We start from the raw sequence: 18,648 nt of genomic DNA, 5'->3' as shown, positions 1-18,648 counted from the left end.
TAATCCATTAGCACTGCATTTGGCTGTTATTTACAATCGTTTTAAGAGGGCTTAAAATAGGTGTGCATTCAGAAGTAACGGAGGAAGAAAGACATGAAGCAGGAACATTCACAATTTTGGATCGAAGTGAAAAATTATTTGTTCATTTTAATCGGATCAGCCATCGTGGCGATTGGATTTAATACGTTATTATTACCGAATCAGATCGCAGCAGGCGGTGTGAGCGGCATTAGTACCATTATGCAGTCATTCGGCTTTGAAGCGGCTTATGTGCAATGGGGGCTCAATATTCCCCTGTTTATCGCTGGCTTTTATTTATTAGGCGGTACATTTGGAGTGAAAACACTCGTCGGCTCGATTTTTTTACCTTTCATGGTGTTTGTCACAAGACATATTGCACCTGTCACACATGAAGCACTGCTGGCGGCTATTTTTGGCGGTGTGGTCATTGGGATCGGAATAGGGCTCGTGTTCCTTGGGAATGGATCAACGGGTGGAACGGCACTCGCTGCCAAAATCATCAATAAGTACACAGGACTCACGCTAGGCACCTGTTTAGCGATGATGGATGGCTTGATTGTTCTGGCTGCGATGACGGTCTTTGGAATTGAAGAGGGGCTATACGCTGTCATTGGTGTGTTTATTTCTAGTAAAACGATTGATGTGGTACAGGCTGGCTTCAGTCATTCAAAAATGGCAATGATCATTACAGGGCATGAAGATGAGGTCAGACAGGCGGTTTTTGATCAAATTGACCGCGGTGTGACGAAGATCTCAGCAGTCGGAGGATATACCGATCATGACCGCCCAATTTTGATGTGTGTCGTTGGGCAGTCACAATTCACAAAGTTGAAACAAGTGGTGAAAGCAATCGATGCATCAGCATTTGTCATCGTGATGGATGCAAAAGAGGTGCTTGGTGAGGGTTTTAAAAGGGCATAAACAAGGATATAATAGCGTTGACCAAATGATTGTAAGGGAGGGAAATAGATGAAAAAAAGCGGATTAACGATGCTGTTTGCAGCGATGCTTCTTGTTCTCGCGGCTTGTGGAGGAAATTCAAGCAGCAGTGATAAAGAAGGCAGCAAAAGTGCTTCATCTGTGAGCAGTGGTGAGGAGATCTATCAGCAAAACTGTATTGGCTGTCATGGGAAAGACCTATCTGGCGGAGGCGGACCAAGCCTGAAAGAAGTAGGGAAGAAATATAATGAAAGCCAAATCGCAGATATTGCGCAAAACGGTAAAGGCTCTATGCCAAGCGGTATGGTAGATGAGAAGCAAGCAAAAGAAGTAGCAAAATGGCTTGCAGAGAAAAAATAAAACCTTTGTCTAATCGACAAGGTTTTTTTGTTTTTTTATATGTAGAAAAAGACTTTTAGATAGTATGAAAACGCATTATATTAAATTTTATTTAAAAAATAAGGGTATAAAGGCACGTTTTTCGGTTTTGATTATTCTATTTACCTTTTATTTATAAGTTTTGAAATATAAATGTAATACCATTGCGTCGATTCATGACGTATAATTGGAGTTGTTGAAAATGAGACGATTCAATTTTTTCATCTTTTTGGATGAAAAGGACATAAATTGTTAGTAAGTATCGAAGGGTATGTGCGTGACCATACATAACGTTTTTTGACGAGAAGTGTCAAAACATCATGATAAGCTGTTAGTCAGCGAATAAGAAAAGATTAGGTGATTACATGATTCAAATGAAGGAAGTCTACAAGATCTATCCTAATGGCGTAAAGGCGATCAATGGAATCAATGTCTCTATCCATCCAGGAGAGTTTGTGTATGTTGTTGGTCCCAGTGGTGCTGGTAAATCCACTTTCATCAAAATGATGTATCGTGAAGAGAAGCCAACCAAAGGGCAAATCTTAATTAATAACAAAGATTTAGGATCAATGAAGGAAAAAGAAATTCCTTACGTAAGAAGAGAAATTGGCGTAGTATTCCAAGATTTCAAGCTGCTTCCAACTCTTACTGTGTTTGAGAACGTAGCATTTGCTCTTGAAGTGATTGGTGAACAGCCTCATATCATTAAGAAAAAAGTGCTTGATGTTCTCGATCTGGTTCAGCTAAAGCACAGAGCGCGTCAATTTCCTGACCAGCTGTCCGGCGGTGAACAGCAGCGTGTGTCTATTGCCCGCTCGATTGTCAATAGCCCTGAGGTCGTCATTGCAGATGAGCCGACAGGAAACCTTGATCCAGACACTTCTTGGGAAATCATGAAGACGCTCGAAGAGATTAATAACCGCGGAACAACAGTGGTTATGGCGACACACAACAAAGAAATTGTAAACACCATGAAGAAACGCGTCATCGCAATCGAAGATGGAATGATTGTGCGTGACGAAGCAAGAGGGGAGTACGGAATTTATGATTAAAACTCTCTCGCGGCATTTACGTGAGAGCTTCCGTTCACTTGGAAGAAACACGTGGATGACATTTGCATCAATTAGTGCGGTGACTGTCACATTGATTTTAGTTGGGGTTTTCCTTGTGATTATGCTCAACTTGAATAACATGGCATCGAACGCTGAAAAAGAAGTAGAAGTAAAAGTATTAATCGAATTAACGGCGAATCAAAAGCAGCAGGATGAATTAAAAGCAGAAATTGAAAAGATTCCTGAAATCAGTGATGTGAAGTACTCATCTAAGGATGACGAACTGAAAGCACTGATTAAAAGCTTTGGAGAAAATGGACAATCCATGGGGCTTGTTGATCAAGAAAATCCATTAAACGATGCGTTTATTGTGAAAACAACAGATCCTCACGATACACCAAAAGTAGCGAAGAAATTAGAAAAACTAAAGGGTACATATAAAGTAACCTATGGAAAAGAAGAGGTCAGCCGACTCTTTAATGTAGTCGGAGTGGCGCGTAATGTCGGTATTGTGCTCATTATCGGGCTGTTATTTACAGCTATGTTCTTAATCTCCAATACGATCAAAATTACGATTTTTGCTAGACGTAAAGAAATTGAGATTATGAAGCTGGTAGGTGCAACGAACTGGTTTATCCGCTGGCCATTCTTCATTGAAGGATTATTACTTGGTGTATTTGGCTCCATTATACCTATTGCTCTATTGCTTGGCACGTATCAATATGCAGTGGGCTGGGTCGCACCGAGAGTACAAGGCTCATTTATTTCAATGCTTCCATACAACCCGTTTGTCTATCAAGTATCACTGATCCTGCTAGTGATCGGTGCAATCATTGGGGTATGGGGAAGCTTAACGTCTATCCGTAAATTCTTAAAAGTATAAATATATTTTGATGGCAGCATTCGAGATTTCTATAGAAGATGTGACCGGTTGATCCGATTCATCCGGTCGGCTCTTCATGTCGACAGTTGTCATGGGAGGGGAATATCGTTTTGAAAAGAAAGCTGATGATGGCTGGAATGGCAGCGTTTATTGGAACAACGTGGCTATACATTCCAGGGAACGAGAATCGTGCATTCGCATACGAAGACCTAGATCAAAAACGTCAACAAATCGAAGAGAAAACATCGAAGACTGAATCAAGCTTGAAGAAGAAGAAGTCAGAGCTGGCAAAGCTTGAAAAGAAAGAATCAAAGCTCAAGAAAGAAATTGAACAAATTGACCAAAAGGTAAGTACTGCAACTGAAAAAGTCGCTGAAAAAGAGAAAGAAGTTAAAAAAACGAAGCAAGAGATCAAGAAGCTAAAAAAAGACATTCAAGTCATCAATGAGCGAATTGAAAAAAGAAAAGCCATTTTCAAAGACCGAATTCGTTCAATGCAAAAAAGCGGCGGTACGATCAACTATTTAGATGTGCTGCTAGGTGCTCGCAGCTTTAGTGATTTTGTCGGTCGTGTTGGGGCTGTCACAACGATTGTCGAAGCAGACAAAGACATGATTACAGAACATGAAAATGATTTAAAGCTGGTGGAGCAAAAAGAAGCAGAGCTAAATAATCAGCTAAGCGGACTTGAAACATCTCTAAAAGAGCTAGAAGCACTGAAAAAAGATTTATCTAAGAAACACAAAGAAAAAGAACACATTTTAGGTGATGTGACAGATAAAAAAAATCATGCACATGATGAACTAGGCAAGCTTGAGAATGAACAAGAAATCCTAGCGAATCAAAAAGCGGCAGTGAAATCTGAGGAAGCACACCGACAAAAGGAAGAAGCGGAGAAAGCAAAACAAGCAGCTGAAAAAAATGCACCTGCACCTCACAGCGGCGGCTCAGATCAAGTATCTGATACACCAGCAAGCAGCTCAGGCTTTATTAAACCAGCTGCTGGCCGATTCTCATCTGGTTTTGGCGGACGTTCTGGCGGAAACCACTTCGGATTAGATATTGCAGCAAAGGGCACAGTTCCTGTCTATGCAGCAGCATCTGGAACCGTCACAAACTCAAGCTACTCATCGAGCTATGGAAATGTTGTGTTCATTACGCACAATATCAATGGACAGACGTATCAAACTGTATATGCCCATCTGTCTACAAGAAGTGTGTCAACAGGACAGAGAGTCGAACAAGGACAATTCCTTGGCTATATGGGAAATACCGGCCAATCGCATGGTCAGCATCTTCATTTTGAAATTCATAAAGGATTATGGAATGGCGCAAAATCAAATGCAGTCAATCCAGCGCAATATATCCGCTAATCAAAAAGCCGATAACATGATGTTATCGGCTTTTTTGGTCTAAATAGAATTAAAACAGCAGCAGTAATCCAGCAATAATAGGTGTTAACAGAACAGCTGATTTCAATAAGAACTTCGGTGCAAGGCGTGTAAATTTCGCGCCGATAAATGCGCCTAATACGGTTCCAATTAATATTTGAATCAGCAAGATAAAATCAACATAACCCTCTGAAATATATCCAATTCCACCTCCGATGGAAATAGGAATAATGACAAGCATGGTCGTGCCAACGGCTTGCCTAATCGACAGCTTCAGTAAAATCAAAAGCCCTACTTGAATGAATGGTGCAGACCCGATACCAAACATGCCTGACAGCATCCCAGATACAAGGCCTAAAATAATGCCTCTTGTCATCAGCTGACGTGAAGAAAGCGGCTGCTGTTCAGCCTCTTCATTAAGAACAAATAGTTTGATCATCATAAAAACAGCGGATAAAAAAAGCATTCCTGCTGTTAAATAGTGCAGACTCTCTTCTGGAATAAAAGGAGCAACCTTAGCCCCAGCAAAAGAAGCGATACAAGCAAGAGCCCCGACAATCAAACCAGATTTCAGCTGAATGTTCCCTTCTCGGTAGTGGCTGTATGCACCTGATAGTGTCGTAAATGCCATAGCGGCTAATGACGTCCCGAGTGCGGTATGGATAGGGATATCAAAAATTAATGTAAGCAATGCGATGACAAATCCCGCCCCGCCTGCTCCTACAAAACCTAATAAAATTCCTAATAAAAGCATCGTCAAGATAATATACATAGCGAAGACTCCTTCTCAATCATAACAAAATAAAAATTACACCTAATAAAATGATTCGTCAAGCCTTCACGGGAGAATGTCTTTACATGAAATCCCTTCTTCTGGCATATAATAACTCAGGTCATCAGGAAGAGTTGAAGAAGGAGGCCAAATATGAAAAAACAAATCGCATCTATTATGGCAAGTGTCGTTCTCTTAATAAGTGCAGGTGTGATGACGCATAAAGAGGGAACTCATGCGGAGTCACCGCAAGCAGCCGCTGCAATGGCTGGACAAGCTCAATCAAGTGATAAGGCGAAAGAGAATGGGATGGAAAAGATCGAGAAAGCCTATGACCTTATTTCAAATGAATATGTAGAGGAAGTGGATCGGCAAAAGCTGCTTGAAGGCGCGATCCAAGGAATGCTTTCGACGTTAAACGATCCGTATTCAGTATACATGGACAAGCAGACCGCAAAGCAATTTTCTGATTCGCTTGATTCTTCCTTTGAGGGAATTGGGGCAGAAGTGGGGATGGATGAAGGAAAGATCATTATCGTCTCCGCCTTTAAAAAATCCCCTGCGGCAAAAGCAGGTCTAAAGCCAAAAGATGAGGTCATCAGCATTGACGGTGAGCCGATGAAAGAAAAAAGCTTAAACGATGCTGTACTGAAAATAAGAGGAAAAAAAGGAACGTCTGTCGCCTTAACAATCAAACGAAACGGGATTGAAAAAGAGCTGACGTTCCATATCAAACGAGAAGAAATCCCGCTTGAAACAGTGACTTCCTCTGTAAAAGAGGTCAATGGTCATAAAACAGGCTATATTGCGATCTCCAGCTTCTCTGAAGATACGGCGAAGGATTTCACGTCAAGCCTGAAACAGCTCGAGAAAAAGGGCATAGAAGGTCTTGTACTGGATGTGAGAGGAAACCCTGGCGGCTATCTGCAAAGTGTGGAAGATATTTTGAAACATTTTATTACGAAGGATCAGCCCTATATTCAAATCGCAGAACGGAATGGCGACCGGAAACGATATTTTTCAAAACTAAAAGAACAAAAGCCTTACCCAGTCAACGTCTTAATTGATAAAGGCAGTGCTTCCGCTTCGGAAATACTTGCTGGAGCCATGAAAGAAGCTGGAAAGTATGAAGTTGTCGGTGATGTCTCCTTTGGAAAAGGAACTGTGCAGCAGGCGGTTCCGATGGGAGATGGAAGTAATATTAAATTAACGCTGTATAAATGGCTCACGCCAAAAGGCAATTGGATTCACAAAAAAGGCGTCGTACCGACAATTGCGATTCATCAGCCGGATTACTTTACCGCAGGTCCGCTTCAGCTGAAAGAACCCCTTCAGCTTGATATGAACAATGAAGAAGTGAGACAAGCGCAGACGCTGTTAAAGGGATTGTCATTTGACCCTGGCAGAGTAGATGGATACTTTGATGAAGAAACGAAAAAGGCCGTACTTGCCTTCCAAAGCACATACAATCTCAATAAATCAGGTGTCATTGATTTGAAAACAGCGGAAATGATGAACAAAATGGTGGATGAAGTGAAATCATACGAAAAAAATGACCTTCAATTACAGACTGCACTAAAAGCACTATATCTTAAAAAATAAAGAGGCGAATAATAGCCTCTTTTTTTTGGTTCATAAGTGTCATGAACATGTAATAATTTATGATTAAAAATAAATTATATCGAGAAATATATTCATTTATTTTACAAAAAACATAACATTCCTTCAATTTTACCCGATAACATATGTATATAAGAGACTTTCTGTTGATTTAAACATGTCATGAAAATGAAACTTTTGAAAGTTGTATGTTACATAAATAATTCTTACAATAAAAAGTAGCACTCATTTTAAATATTTTATTTTTTGCGGATATTCAGCTTGAGCATTAAGCTGTACCGAGGTTTGCGCTTTTCTTAAAAGAACTAGTAAATGGGGGTACACAATTGAAAAGGGCAAGTATTGTGAGAGAGAAAAAATATTACGAGTTGGTAGAGGAACTTAAGAGTCGTACGAAAGATGTGACGTTTTCCGCTACAAAGGCATTAAGTCTGCTCATGCTGTTAAGCAGGTACTTGGTCAATTACACAACGGTAGAATCAGTCGATGAAATCGATGAAGACTGTGCTGAGATATACTTCAATTATTTAATGGATAATCATAAGAGACTTGGTATAAACTTAACCGACATCAAGAGGTCGATGCAGCTGCTCGGCGGCATACTAGATGTAGATGTCAATCACTACTTAAAAGATTTTTCACTGTCGAATGTCACACTTTGGATGAATCAGGAGAAATAAACCTGATGTCAAGCATCGATTTATTTGATAGAATAAGAGAAAATGCTTGACTTGGGCGGTGAACGATAATGAGCTCGGAGTGGATGGGAGCCGGATTAAAAGCGGTCGGTCTGTTTTTAATCCATCCTCTTTTTTATTTCATGATATTAATCAGCCTATTGCATGGCTACATCCGCGTAAAGCGGGAGAGAAAAGCGTTTCAAACAAGAATAGAAGATGTATACGATGAACTTAAATTTACATATTCAAAGGGATGGATTCTAGGGATTTGCCTATCCGTTATTTCAGTAGGCTTAGGGATTGCCCTCCCCCCTGGATTCATCGTGCTGATTGCAGCGATGACCATCGTTTTCTCTTTATTCTTTAAGGCGAGTGCGCTTTCGTCTGCATACACACTCGGTTTCAGTTTTATTGCGGCACTTGGACTGATGCATTTCCAAGTGAGTCATTCTTGGCTGCCGCAGCTCTCAATGATGAATGCATCAGCCGTTGTCATTCTGCTAGGACTTCTATTAATGACCGAGGGAATTCTAGCCTATCGAACGGCGCATTTACGTACATCGCCTGCTATGGTGATGAGTGCGAGAGGACTTTTAATTGGTCAGCAGCGGGCAAACCGTCTGTGGCTTTTACCGCTTGTTTTGCTAATGCCGGCAGGTGAATTCACTTCTTCTCTGCCATGGTGGCCGGTGCTTCAAGTGCATGATCAAAGCTTTTCATTTATTTTGATTCCATATATCATCGGATTCGGTCAGAGAATTCAAGGCTCACTGCCAATTGTTAGTATTCAAATTACAGCGCGGCGTATTCTCATGCTCGGACTCGCTGTCGCCTTATTAGGTGCTGCAAGTATTTGGTTTGAACCGATTGCTTGGGGAGCTGTATTGATTGCGGTGATAGGAAGAGCCTTTCTCTCATGGAAGCAGAGGGTCAATGACAATGCTGCCCCGTTCTACTTCTCTAAGCGTAATCAAGGGCTGATGGTGCTGGGGATTATTCCAAATACACCAGCGGCTGATTTAAAGCTTGAGATCGGAGAAGTCATCACAAAAGTGAATGGAATTGAAGTCAAAACCGTTTCGGAATTTTATGAAGCCCTTCAAACCAATCGTGCTCTAACAAAGCTCGAGATCATTGGCTTAAATGGTCAGACAAGATTTGAGAAACGTGCTTCTTACGAAGGGGAGCATCATCAGCTTGGCATCCTGTTTGTGAAGGATGATCCACAGCAAAAACCAACGGCAATTTCATCTTAAAAAAAAGCTGCTAGAGATGGCAGCTTTTTTCTTTTGGGCGCGCTTCTTTCCCGTAGGATTCGCCCCATTCACGCATGGCGAAGATGATAGGCTTTAATGTATTTCCGAGAGAAGTGAGGGAATATTCGACACGAGGGGGGACCTCCTCATAGACTTCTCTATGGACAACGCCGTCTTGTTCAAGCTCACGCAATTGCAGTGTGAGGACACGCTGAGAAATTCTTGGCAGCAGCCGGCGCAATTCATTGTAGCGTTTTGGTCCGCAAGTCAAATGATAAAGGATCACTCCTTTCCATTTCCCTCCTATGACACTTGTCGTCACTGAAACGGGACAGCCATGATTGACAATACTGACTGGGTTGGATGGTGCACTCATCTTAACACGCCTTTCTTAGACAAATTTGGTGATATACGAACAAGATGGTAACTAACGAACAAAAATGTGCGTACTTGAATCACTCGAAGCTTTTCTTATACCATAGAGATATCACATCACACATTCGGGCTGTTGTTTTTTTATCATAACAATTTCTATATGGGAATGGAAAGAAATTGGATTGATGAAACTAACGCCCTAATTGGTTAATAGAAAGGATGAATACAATGCGAGACAAAGAGCAATTAAAAAAAGAAATCATTGAGGCGTATGAGTTCCGCCATGCGACAAAAGAGTTTGATCCAACGAAAAAAATACCAGAGGATGATTTTGCATTTATTTTAGAAACAGGAAGACTTTCCCCAAGCTCTGTAGGGTTTGAGCCTTGGAAGTTCCTCGTTGTTCAAAATGAAGCATTTAGAGAAAAATTAAAAGAGTATACATGGGGAGCGCAAAAGCAGCTTCCTACTGCCAGCCATTTTGTGATCATCTTGGCAAGAACAGACGCCCGTTATGATTCAGCATATGCAGAATATATCAACAAGCAAATCAAAGGAATGTCAGACGAAACGTTCGAGATGGTGAAGGGACGCTACCAAGAATTCCAAGAGAATGATCTTCATTTGTTAGAAAATGAACGCACGCTCTTTGATTGGGCTTCAAAACAAACGTATATTGCTCTTGGAAACATGATGACAGCCGCTGCACAAATTGGCATTGATTCATGCCCGGTCGAGGGATTCAGCTACGATGAGATTCATCGCATTCTAGATGAAGAAGGGCTGCTTGAGGATGGTCAGTATGATATTTCTGTCATGGCAGCCTTTGGTTATCGTGTGACTGAGCCGAAGCGCGGCAAAACGCGCCGTCCGATGGATGAAGTCGCTGTTTGGATTCGTTAAAAGAGAATGTCTGAAAAAGGATGTTGACAATTGCGTGGTTAGTCAGTATATTTAAAAAATAAAATCTTTGATGAATATACAAATTGACTATAAACGCTTTGACTTGAGAATAGTAGATGAACATCCGTTTTTTTAGAGAGCTGCGGGGTGGTGCAACGCAGTAAAACGAATCATTGAACTCGCTCAAAGAGCGGTAAGACTGAATGAATAGTAAGTCTTTACGTGTGACCTCCGTTAACGGGTTTTAAGTTGGATTTAGCTATGGCTGAATCAATTAGAGTGGTAACGCGGTTGCAAGGTCAGTCGTCTCTTCAAGGAGATGACTGGCCTTTTTATATGCTTTTATCCTATATTTGTCTGAAGATTCAAATTTAAAGGAGCTATAGAAAATGGAAAAGGAACATGTGCAGTTAAAACGAACAATGACGTCAAGGCATATTATGATGCTCGCACTTGGCGGAGCAATTGGTGCTGGTCTGTTTAAAGGAAGCAGCTCTGCTATTGATATCGCAGGTCCTGCTGTCATTTTGGCATATATGATTGGTGGTCTTATTTTATTATTTATTATGCAAGGACTTGCCGAAATGACGGTTGCACGACCTGGCGCAAGAACATTCCGTGATTTAATTGAACCGGTGTTAGGCAAATATCCGGCTTATTTCTTAGACTGGATATACTGGAAAATGTGGGTGCTGAACATTGCAGCAGAAGCAATCGTATCTGCAATCTTTATTCAGTACTGGTTCCCACAAGTGCCGATTTGGATACTTGTGTTAATCATTTCACTTGTTGTGACATTGATCAATGTTTGTTCTGTTAAAATGTTTGCTGAGACGGAGTACTGGTTAGCTTCTATTAAAATTGCTGTCATTCTTTTATTTATTATCATTGGGTTAACCATGTTGTTTGTCTCATTTGGTCAGCATGCAGCACCGGGATTATCCAACTTAACCGACCACGGAGGATTTTTCCCGAATGGAACAGGCGGCTTAATTGCGGCCATGCTTGTTGTGGTGTATTCATATGGCGGGACTGAAATGATCGGGGTCACATTAGCAGAAACAAAAAACCCTGAAAAAGTCATCCCAAAGGCCATCCAAAGTACATTTGTACGAATCATCGGCTTCTATGTACTGCCGTTCTTCATCATCGTCAGCTTGATTCCTTGGAATCAAGTAAACAATGAGCAAGTGAGTCCATTCGTCACCGTGTTTGCAACGATTGGCGTGCCATATGCAAGTGACATCATGAACGGTATCATTTTACTAGCGATCTTGTCTTCTATGAACTCTGGGCTGTACGCATCCTCAAGGGTACTTTATACGCAAGCGATGGATGGGCGTGTATGGAAGGGCTTCTCAAAGCTATCAAAACAGCAGGTGCCTGTTAGAGCGATCCTAGTGTGTACATCTACATTGTATGCCGCTGTATTGATTTCTCTTTTTGTAGGAAGTCAAACCTTTAATTATTTAATGGGATCTTTAAGCTATACGGTCTTATTCATCTGGTTTATTATTGCTGTCGGGCATTTAAAATCTCGAAGTGTAACAGAACCAGGAGGATATCGCGTGAAGCTGTATCCTTTCACAACATGGTTTTCTGTGATTGCGATCATTGCCATTTTCATCGGCGTTGTGTCAACAACTCCAATTGTCCAAACGATGGTCACGATGGGCATTTATTTGATAATTACTCTTTCTTTCTTCATCAACAAAAAGCGGTTTGACACAGCCGCTTAATACAAAAAGCGTGCGGGACCTTTAAAGAGGTCTCACACGCTTTTTTTAATGCTGTTTGTATTGCTTGAAATGAACAGGGGGTTGAACAGGCTGGGGCTTTGACTGAAGCCCGTAGCTGTCTCTTACGATGTAAAGTGGTCGATCTTTTGCCTCGTCGTAAATTCGGCCGATGTATTCTCCAATCATTCCCAGCATAAAGAGGATGATGCCGCTAAAGAACAGCTGTATGACAATTAATGAACTCCATCCTGTAATGGTGCTGTTTGTAAAAAGCTTTAAGTAAAGTACAAGAAACATTGAAATGAATCCGATAGCGGAAAGGGCAATTCCTGCTATACTCGCTAGCTTCAAAGGTTTATAGGAAAAGGAAGTGATTCCATCCATCGAGAGCTTGAGCATCTTTTTGAGCGGGTATTTTGTTTCTCCTGCTAGACGTTCATCTCGAACGTACTCTACTGCAATTTGTTTGAAACCTACCCAGCTGACTAGGCCGCGAACAAATGGATTTTTTTCTCGTATTTTTCTCATTTCATGGCACACTCTACGATCCATTAACCTGAAGTCACCGGTGTCGATTGGGATATCTACTTCGGTGATTTGACGTAAAACGCGATAGAAAAGGGAAGCGGTTTGCTTTTTGAAAAAAGTTTCGCCTTTTCGTTTGGTGCGCACGGCGTATACGACTTCATAGCCTTCTTTCCATTTTGCGATCATCTCTAATATCAATTCAGGCGGATCTTGTAGGTCTGCATCTATCACGATGACCGCTTCTCCCTTTGCATAATCCATCCCAGCTGTAATGGCAATTTGGTGTCCGAAGTTACGTGAGAAATCAATGAGTCTTACATTCGGATCGTTTTGGGAATACCCTTTAATTAGTTCAGCTGTTCGATCCATACTACCGTCATTGACGAAGAGAAGCTCGTATGCTTCTCCCGTCGAATCCATGACTGTTTTCAGCCGCTGATAGGATTCATGGATCACAAGTTCTTCATTATAGACTGGGACTACAATAGAATATCGTATGTTGTTTTCCATCAGTCATCCTTCCTCCCTTTTAATAGATGAATTAATCAACGGATAGTTCATAAAGAGTGCCGCTCTCCATTCCGCCCATTCTTCCATTTGACCGATCATTTTGTTCTGATTGTTGGCTGTCTGTTTGCTGGTTCGTTTTGGATGTAGAGCTGTTCTGCCATTTAGAAGCAGATACTTCTTTGCCATTTTTTTGAATCCAAGTGAGAATGTCAGAGCTGCCGCCTCTCATACCAGAAAGATAGAAGTACTTGATTTTGCCGTCTTTGACGAGCTGTTTGAATTCACTAAGCGTGAGAATGTTATCAGATCCACTAAATCCACCTAATGCCATAACAGCTTTTCCTGTTTTAATAATGTAAGGTGAAGCAGTGGTAGCATCTGTTGTTCCGAATAGGAATTCTTCTCCCGTATTGTTTTTCTTAAGATAGCTGATCAGCTTTTCATTGACTTGTGAACTCATGCTGCCACTTGAAGTTGCAAGCTGAGGACCAGCCTCTGGAAGCATACTGTTTCCCCCATAAAGAAGAGGTGTGCTTGCCCAGTATAGTGGTGCAATCAGCATGCCAAGGATGGCGATGAGAGACACGAATCGTTTTAGTTTTTCTTTTCCTTTTATCAAAAGCAGAGAAAGGATTGTTCCAACACCAATGATACCGACTGCAATGCTTAGTCCAAGACCGATCGTGCTTGTAAAAGTAGATAGGATAAAGATTTCAAATGCGGTTGTGACGAATATCGCAATTGGAAGCAGCCATTTTTTAAACCCAGTTCCTGTTTGGAACAATTGTGTCATAGAAACCCATCCGGCTCCTGCTAATACAGCAATTGGCGGTGCCAGCATGATCAAATAATAATGATGGAAAAATCCTGCTACACTGAAAAATGCAGCAACAGGTATAAGCCAAGCTAACCAAAATAGTGTTTCTTTTTGTTTTGTATTGAGACGTCTTCTTTCAAAGGCAGTCGAGAAGAAGATACCAATCGCACCGAAGATCGCAAATGGAAGCAGCCAGCTGATTTGATCGGACAGTTCAGATTGGAACAGACGTAACGGTCCCTTGGTTCCTGTACCAAACATGCCGGAGCCATTTCCCATTTTTCCGCCCCCGCCATTTGGCGGTCCATCACCATTACCGCCTGAAGGCATATCAGGTGGTGTTGTGCCGTTTGCATTGCTTGGTGGTCCTTGCATTGAAGGCTGTTCCTGACTGGATGATTGGTTTGAATTGTCTGAGTTGTTTTGATTTCCATGAGATGGCGGCTGAGGCATGGTGGATGAATCATTGTCATTTTGCTGATCACCCTGCTGTGAAGGCGGCTGTCCCTCACCCTGATTTGTGCCGCCGCCCCCGCCAGACTGTTGACCAGTCAACCGCTGAAGACCGTTGTAACCAAAGGCTAATTCTAGTGCTGAGTTCGATTGACTAGATCCCATATAAGGACGATTGTCTTTGGAAGTGAGATCAACCGCTATAGACCATGAAGCAGATACACCTAAAAGAACGATCATTGAGATTATCAGTGATAACAACTTTTTCTTCCATGTCGTTCGGTAGGCAATGATGTAAAAAAGAATGAGTGCTGGTACGATCATATAGGCTTGCAGCATTTTTGTATTAAAGCCGACGCCAATCATTGCAAACGAAGCAATCGCCCAAAGCACCTTTTGCTGTTTTACAGCCTTGAACATCATTCCTGTTGCTAGTAAAAGTATAAAGACAAGTAAGCTGTCAATATTATTTGTGCGGGATACAGCCACCGCAATAGGTGTACACGCCATGATAAGTGCCGCTAATCTCGCCGCTGCTTGACCAAAAGTTGGTTTGACAAGACGGTAGATTAGATAAACAGATCCAATGCCTGCTAAAGCTTGAGGCAAGATGACGCTCCATCCATGGAGACCAAAAATTTTGGCACTGATCGTTTGCAGCCAGAAGGTGAGCGGAGGTTTATCCACCGTGACATATCCTGCTGGATCAAATGAAGCAAAGAAGAAATTATGCCAGCTTTGCATCATACTTGTGACAGCCGCAGTATAATACGCATTCACCGTGTCATCTTCCCAAATATTATAAATGTTTAAAATGGCAGATAAGATCAATATGAAAAATAAATAAATATCAAATTTCTGAAAACGTCTGATCAAAAGCAAGTCACTCCTTTTTTTCACTTGAAAAAAGTGTAACAAGCAAATATGAATAAAATGTTAATAAAAAAAGACCTTTTTTTTATTTTTTAGAAATAAAAACAGCTCTTGGTGAAAAGAGCTGTTCAAGTTGTAGAAAATCCTATGGATGCTGAATTTATTGATAAAATAGTAATTCCAAATGATATTTTAAAATATGTGAGTAGTTATAGAGTAGGTGAGCTCTCATTGAACGAAGCATTGGGAAGTTGAATGATGGCTGTTGTACCAAAGCCAGGCTCAGATTGAATGTCGAATGTTCCATGATGTTTTTTGATGATTTGATAGACAATGGCTAGCCCAAGGCCAGAGCCGCCATCCTTTCTTGTTCGTGCTTTATTTACACGATAAAATCGCTCAGAAACATGTGGGAGATCTTCTTTTGGAATACCGCTGCCTTCGTCGGTCACTTTCAATTCAGCAACACCTTGGTGAACTTGTAAATCAATCGATATTGATTTTCCAGATGGTGTGTAATGAATGGCATTGTCCAGTAAATTACGTATCACTTGTTGGAGACGGTCGCTATCACCATAAACAATACAATCCTCTTCAAGCGTTCGTTTGAAAGTAATGCTTTTTTTGTCAGCGATGAATGCCATTTGATCAAGAACATCGTGGATCAGCTGTGCAAAAACGATTGGCTCCATCGTAAGTGGATAAGAGTCACCTTCTAACTGTGCAAGATCTAAAAGATCGTGCACTAGCCGGCTTAAACGTGTGGCCTCATCTTGAATGATTTGCATTCCTTTTTTTTGATCAATGATCCCTTCTTCAATTCCTTCTGCATAGCCTTTCATATAACTTAAAGGCGTTCTAAGTTCGTGAGAGACATTCGCAAGAAATTCCTTGCGGTGCTGTTCAACTTTTTCGAGGGTTGAAGACAGTTTATTAAAGGAGCGGCTAAGCTGGTTTAACTCATCTCCTTTTTTGGTTACGGCCATTCGTTTTGAGAAATCACCAGATTCCATTTCCATTGCAATTTCTTTCATTTTATTAATTGTCTGCACTACTTTATTGGAGCTCTTATATCCGATCACGAATATCAGGAGCAGAATCATTAAGATGGATATGCCAAGCGTCAATCTAATTTGGACAAAGGGTTCATATACATCTGATAAGGGCATGGAGAGGAAAATAGTTCCCGATAGATCATCATTGCTTGAGAAAACAGGGATGGCGATGCCAAGAATATCTTGGTGAAACTTTGGGTGTTCTCTAATTAACACGACGGTTTCACCTTGAAGGAGCTTTTGGCGTTCCTTGAACGTAATGAGATTATCATTTGTGTCCATATCAAAAGGAAGTCCACTTGAAAGCTCCATTGGATCATCTGTAAAAATAATGTTTGCCTGACTTGAGTCATTTGCCCATTTCATTCTGTCGGTAAAATACTTGTCTTTCCCATGTGTGTGATAGATTTCTGCCAGCTTCTTACCTTGCAAACTTAAGGAATCGATCTGTTTATCAATATATAAATGCTGGTATAAGTAAAAGGTAAGGGCAAGCGCTGAGGCTGCAACGATTCCGATCACTGCAAGGATTAAGAAGAGTACTTTCTTTTTAATCGATAATGGCTTCATTCTTCCTCCTCAAACTTATAGCCGACACCCCAAACGGTTTTAATATATCGTTCTGCTTCCTTTAATTTCAGTCGCAGCGTTTTAATATGTGTATCGACAGTTCTTAAAGAGCCGCTCGTTGAATGTGATTCCCACAATTTTTGATAAAGGTGTTCTCGTGAAAACACTTGTCCTTGGTTGAGCAAAAGAAATATGAGTAAATCAAATTCTCTTCTTGTTAAATTAACGGGCTGTTGATGGAGGTAAACTTGTCTGCCATCTTGATCAATCTCCATGTCACCAATCTGTATTCGGCTGCGCTTTAGCGAAAGACCTCTAATTCGTCTCAGAGTGGTTTCGATTCTTGCTGCAAGCTCACGCAGACTGAAAGGCTTCATGATGTAGTCATCCGCTCCAATTTCAAGTCCTCTAATTCGGTCCTCTTCATAACTCCTCGCTGTTAAAAATAAAATCGGTATTTGAGATGTTTGTCGAATACGCTGACAGACTTCAAATCCATCCATGTCAGGCATCATGATATCTAATACAACAAGATCAACAGATTCCTTTTCAAGCTGATGCAAGGCATCTTTTCCATTATTCGCAGTGATAATGTGAAAGCCATGTCTCTTTAAAAAAGACCCGATTAACTCAAGCATATCAAGCTCATCATCTACGATTAAAATACGCATTTGTTCCTTCATTTCTTTTCCTCCAACACGATAGCATAAGGTCCTGATGGGACATTCAGTTGATTTTTCATGATAAGTGAGTGTTTATCGATGATGGATACTGAGTTGTCATCCAAGTTACTCACATAAATTGATGTCGTATCAGCGGTGATATAATTCGGATTTTGACCAGTTTCAACAGAAGCAAGCTGTTTATTTGTTTTGGTATCTACTTTGTATAGCGTATGATCTCCATGACATAGTACATATAAAGTAGAAGAATTTTTCTCTGGAAAAAATGCAACAGGCATAACGCCTAGCTTTATTTCTCGCTGTTTTTTTCCAGTTTTAGGGTCATAAGCAAAAATACTCTTATTTAAGGTGCCTGGTTTACCGTGGCCGCCGATCCAAATAGACTGTCCATCAAAATGAATCCCAGAAGGCCGTTCAAGTACAGAAAACGTACGTATATTTTTTTCCTTTTCAATATCTATGACGGAGACAGTATGACTTTCTGCATTTAAAACAAATAAAATACCTGATGAAGAAAGAGTCATAGAAGAAGGTAATGTTCCAGTTTTCACAGTCGATTTTATTTTTTTGCGCTCCGTATCAATAAAATAAACGACATTTTTCTGTGAGTTGGCAGCGATTAATGTATGAGAAGCTGCATCATATGTAAGGGAAGTCAGTCCTTTATCCACATTCATATAATCTGTCGCTGTACCTTGTTTTAGATTAATTTCGATAAGGGATTCTCCCTCTTTACTTGTAGCGATGATGACGTCTTTATTGATTTGAATAAGATCAGTGAGTGGGTGTTTTAAATCCACAGAAGAGAGCATTTTATTTTTTTGTATATCAACTATTGAAAAGGAGGCTTTTTTTAATTGAGAGATGACAGCGATGGATTGAGAGCTGCCTGGCGGCGTAAATTGCTGTTCTTTTCCACAGCCTGTCAGGAATAAAAGTAGAGCTGATAAACAGATCAAAACATATTTCACACGTTCCATTCTTCCGCTCCTTTGCGTTCTCTATTTTCAAAATCATACCACAAAAATTGTGAAAAAAAATTGAAGTTATCCATGCTGAAAGAATGGAAAGAAGCTTTTAGGTAAGTGAGGGAGACCATTTGTACCTGAAGTTCCTTATTTGTCTGGACATATGCCATTTTTTCTTCTTT

Annotated in this window: 17 protein-coding genes and 1 other annotated feature; of the genes, 10 read left to right on the top strand and 7 right to left on the bottom strand. The window is 40.8% G+C overall.

Annotation, left to right across the window (positions count from 1 at the left end):
• Positions 1-93: 93 nt before the first annotated feature.
• From NSS76_RS16610 to NSS76_RS16590, 5 genes are all read left to right on the top strand, one after another.
• On the top strand, positions 94-942 hold the full coding sequence (locus NSS76_RS16610; protein WP_024423603.1) for a YitT family protein: 849 nt from the start codon (positions 94-96) through the stop codon (positions 940-942).
• A 48-nt stretch (positions 943-990) separates the two neighbouring features.
• Complete coding sequence (gene cccB / locus NSS76_RS16605; protein ID WP_024423602.1) at positions 991-1,320, top strand: cytochrome c551; 330 nt, start codon at positions 991-993, stop codon at positions 1,318-1,320.
• A gap of 383 nt (positions 1,321-1,703) precedes the next feature.
• The gene (gene ftsE / locus NSS76_RS16600; protein WP_024423601.1) at positions 1,704-2,390 is read left to right on the top strand and encodes a cell division ATP-binding protein FtsE; all 687 of its coding nucleotides are present in this window, start codon (positions 1,704-1,706) and stop codon (positions 2,388-2,390) included.
• On the top strand, positions 2,383-3,273 hold the full coding sequence (gene ftsX / locus NSS76_RS16595) for a permease-like cell division protein FtsX (protein WP_024423600.1): 891 nt from the start codon (positions 2,383-2,385) through the stop codon (positions 3,271-3,273). The genes ftsE and ftsX overlap by 8 nt, the downstream gene beginning before the upstream one ends.
• 110 nt (positions 3,274-3,383) lie before the next feature.
• Entirely contained in the window at positions 3,384-4,646 is a 1,263-nt protein-coding gene (locus tag NSS76_RS16590) for a murein hydrolase activator EnvC family protein (protein ID WP_034623763.1), read from the top strand.
• Between the two features lie 49 nt (positions 4,647-4,695).
• On the opposite strand, the gene NSS76_RS16585 is transcribed toward NSS76_RS16590, so the two are convergent.
• Positions 4,696-5,436 carry a sulfite exporter TauE/SafE family protein gene (locus tag NSS76_RS16585; protein WP_341082472.1) on the bottom strand — a complete coding sequence of 247 codons (741 nt, stop codon included), beginning with the start codon at positions 5,434-5,436 and terminating at the stop codon, positions 4,696-4,698.
• Positions 5,437-5,589: 153 nt separating this feature from the next.
• Between NSS76_RS16585 and ctpB the strand changes: the two genes are divergently transcribed.
• The 3 genes from ctpB (at position 5,590) to NSS76_RS16570 (ending at position 8,992) form a co-directional block, all read left to right on the top strand.
• The gene (gene ctpB / locus NSS76_RS16580) at positions 5,590-7,038 is read left to right on the top strand and encodes a carboxy-terminal processing protease CtpB (RefSeq protein WP_172881366.1); all 1,449 of its coding nucleotides are present in this window, start codon (positions 5,590-5,592) and stop codon (positions 7,036-7,038) included.
• Between the two features lie 344 nt (positions 7,039-7,382).
• Positions 7,383-7,736, top strand: a complete 354-nt coding sequence (locus NSS76_RS16575) for a swarming motility protein SwrAA (protein WP_007500014.1) — start codon at positions 7,383-7,385, stop codon at positions 7,734-7,736.
• A gap of 68 nt (positions 7,737-7,804) precedes the next feature.
• Positions 7,805-8,992, top strand: coding sequence for a PDZ domain-containing protein (locus tag NSS76_RS16570; protein ID WP_024423596.1), 1,188 nt, complete (start codon positions 7,805-7,807; stop codon positions 8,990-8,992).
• A gap of 10 nt (positions 8,993-9,002) precedes the next feature.
• On the opposite strand, the gene NSS76_RS16565 is transcribed toward NSS76_RS16570, so the two are convergent.
• Positions 9,003-9,368 carry a winged helix-turn-helix transcriptional regulator gene (locus tag NSS76_RS16565; protein ID WP_024423595.1) on the bottom strand — a complete coding sequence of 122 codons (366 nt, stop codon included), beginning with the start codon at positions 9,366-9,368 and terminating at the stop codon, positions 9,003-9,005.
• Positions 9,369-9,595: 227 nt separating this feature from the next.
• On the opposite strand from NSS76_RS16565, the gene NSS76_RS16560 reads away from it, so the two are divergent.
• Positions 9,596-10,270: an NAD(P)H-dependent oxidoreductase gene (locus NSS76_RS16560; RefSeq protein WP_024423594.1), complete on the top strand. Its 675-nt coding sequence runs from the start codon at positions 9,596-9,598 to the stop codon at positions 10,268-10,270.
• Positions 10,271-10,359: 89 nt separating this feature from the next.
• Positions 10,360-10,584: a binding site (T-box leader), on the top strand.
• Between the two features lie 75 nt (positions 10,585-10,659).
• Positions 10,660-12,009, top strand: a complete 1,350-nt coding sequence (locus NSS76_RS16555) for an amino acid permease (RefSeq protein WP_024423593.1) — start codon at positions 10,660-10,662, stop codon at positions 12,007-12,009.
• Positions 12,010-12,054: 45 nt separating this feature from the next.
• Here NSS76_RS16555 and NSS76_RS16550 read toward each other — a convergent pair whose 3' ends face one another.
• The 5 genes from NSS76_RS16550 to NSS76_RS16530 form a co-directional block, all read right to left on the bottom strand.
• Positions 12,055-13,047 (bottom strand): glycosyltransferase family 2 protein, encoded by a 993-nt coding sequence (locus tag NSS76_RS16550; RefSeq protein ID WP_024423592.1) that lies wholly within the window; start codon positions 13,045-13,047, stop codon positions 12,055-12,057.
• 31 nt (positions 13,048-13,078) lie between these two features.
• Positions 13,079-15,193 (bottom strand): ArnT family glycosyltransferase, encoded by a 2,115-nt coding sequence (locus NSS76_RS16545; RefSeq protein WP_247721642.1) that lies wholly within the window; start codon positions 15,191-15,193, stop codon positions 13,079-13,081.
• 206 nt (positions 15,194-15,399) lie between these two features.
• Complete coding sequence (locus tag NSS76_RS16540) at positions 15,400-16,815, bottom strand: HAMP domain-containing sensor histidine kinase (RefSeq protein ID WP_247721641.1); 1,416 nt, start codon at positions 16,813-16,815, stop codon at positions 15,400-15,402.
• On the bottom strand, positions 16,812-17,498 hold the full coding sequence (locus NSS76_RS16535) for a response regulator transcription factor (protein ID WP_247721640.1): 687 nt from the start codon (positions 17,496-17,498) through the stop codon (positions 16,812-16,814). The genes NSS76_RS16540 and NSS76_RS16535 overlap by 4 nt, the downstream gene beginning before the upstream one ends.
• The gene (locus tag NSS76_RS16530; RefSeq protein ID WP_247721639.1) at positions 17,495-18,478 is read right to left on the bottom strand and encodes a YncE family protein; all 984 of its coding nucleotides are present in this window, start codon (positions 18,476-18,478) and stop codon (positions 17,495-17,497) included. The genes NSS76_RS16535 and NSS76_RS16530 overlap by 4 nt, the downstream gene beginning before the upstream one ends.
• Positions 18,479-18,648 lie beyond the last annotated feature (170 nt).

Origin of the sequence: Bacillus sp. FSL R5-0654 (genome assembly GCF_038008745.1) — a bacterium.
GTDB lineage: Bacteria > Bacillota > Bacilli > Bacillales > Bacillaceae > Bacillus > Bacillus safensis.
The sequence above is the reverse complement of the archived record's forward strand: the minus strand, read 5'-3'. Positions and strand labels throughout refer to the sequence as shown.

Coding starts and splice junctions, on each gene's coding strand:
- NSS76_RS16610 (WP_024423603.1), top strand. CDS start 94: ATGAAGCAGGAACATTCACAATTTTGGATCGAAGTGAAAAATTATTTG.
- cccB (WP_024423602.1), top strand. CDS start 991: ATGAAAAAAAGCGGATTAACGATGCTGTTTGCAGCGATGCTTCTTGTT.
- ftsE (WP_024423601.1), top strand. CDS start 1,704: ATGATTCAAATGAAGGAAGTCTACAAGATCTATCCTAATGGCGTAAAG.
- ftsX (WP_024423600.1), top strand. CDS start 2,383: ATGATTAAAACTCTCTCGCGGCATTTACGTGAGAGCTTCCGTTCACTT.
- NSS76_RS16585 (WP_341082472.1), bottom strand. CDS start 5,436: ATGTATATTATCTTGACGATGCTTTTATTAGGAATTTTATTAGGTTTT.
- ctpB (WP_172881366.1), top strand. CDS start 5,590: ATGAAAAAACAAATCGCATCTATTATGGCAAGTGTCGTTCTCTTAATA.
- NSS76_RS16570 (WP_024423596.1), top strand. CDS start 7,805: ATGAGCTCGGAGTGGATGGGAGCCGGATTAAAAGCGGTCGGTCTGTTT.
- NSS76_RS16565 (WP_024423595.1), bottom strand. CDS start 9,368: ATGAGTGCACCATCCAACCCAGTCAGTATTGTCAATCATGGCTGTCCC.
- NSS76_RS16560 (WP_024423594.1), top strand. CDS start 9,596: ATGCGAGACAAAGAGCAATTAAAAAAAGAAATCATTGAGGCGTATGAG.
- NSS76_RS16555 (WP_024423593.1), top strand. CDS start 10,660: ATGGAAAAGGAACATGTGCAGTTAAAACGAACAATGACGTCAAGGCAT.
- NSS76_RS16550 (WP_024423592.1), bottom strand. CDS start 13,047: ATGGAAAACAACATACGATATTCTATTGTAGTCCCAGTCTATAATGAA.
- NSS76_RS16540 (WP_247721641.1), bottom strand. CDS start 16,815: ATGAAGCCATTATCGATTAAAAAGAAAGTACTCTTCTTAATCCTTGCA.
- NSS76_RS16535 (WP_247721640.1), bottom strand. CDS start 17,498: ATGAAGGAACAAATGCGTATTTTAATCGTAGATGATGAGCTTGATATG.
- NSS76_RS16530 (WP_247721639.1), bottom strand. CDS start 18,478: ATGGAACGTGTGAAATATGTTTTGATCTGTTTATCAGCTCTACTTTTA.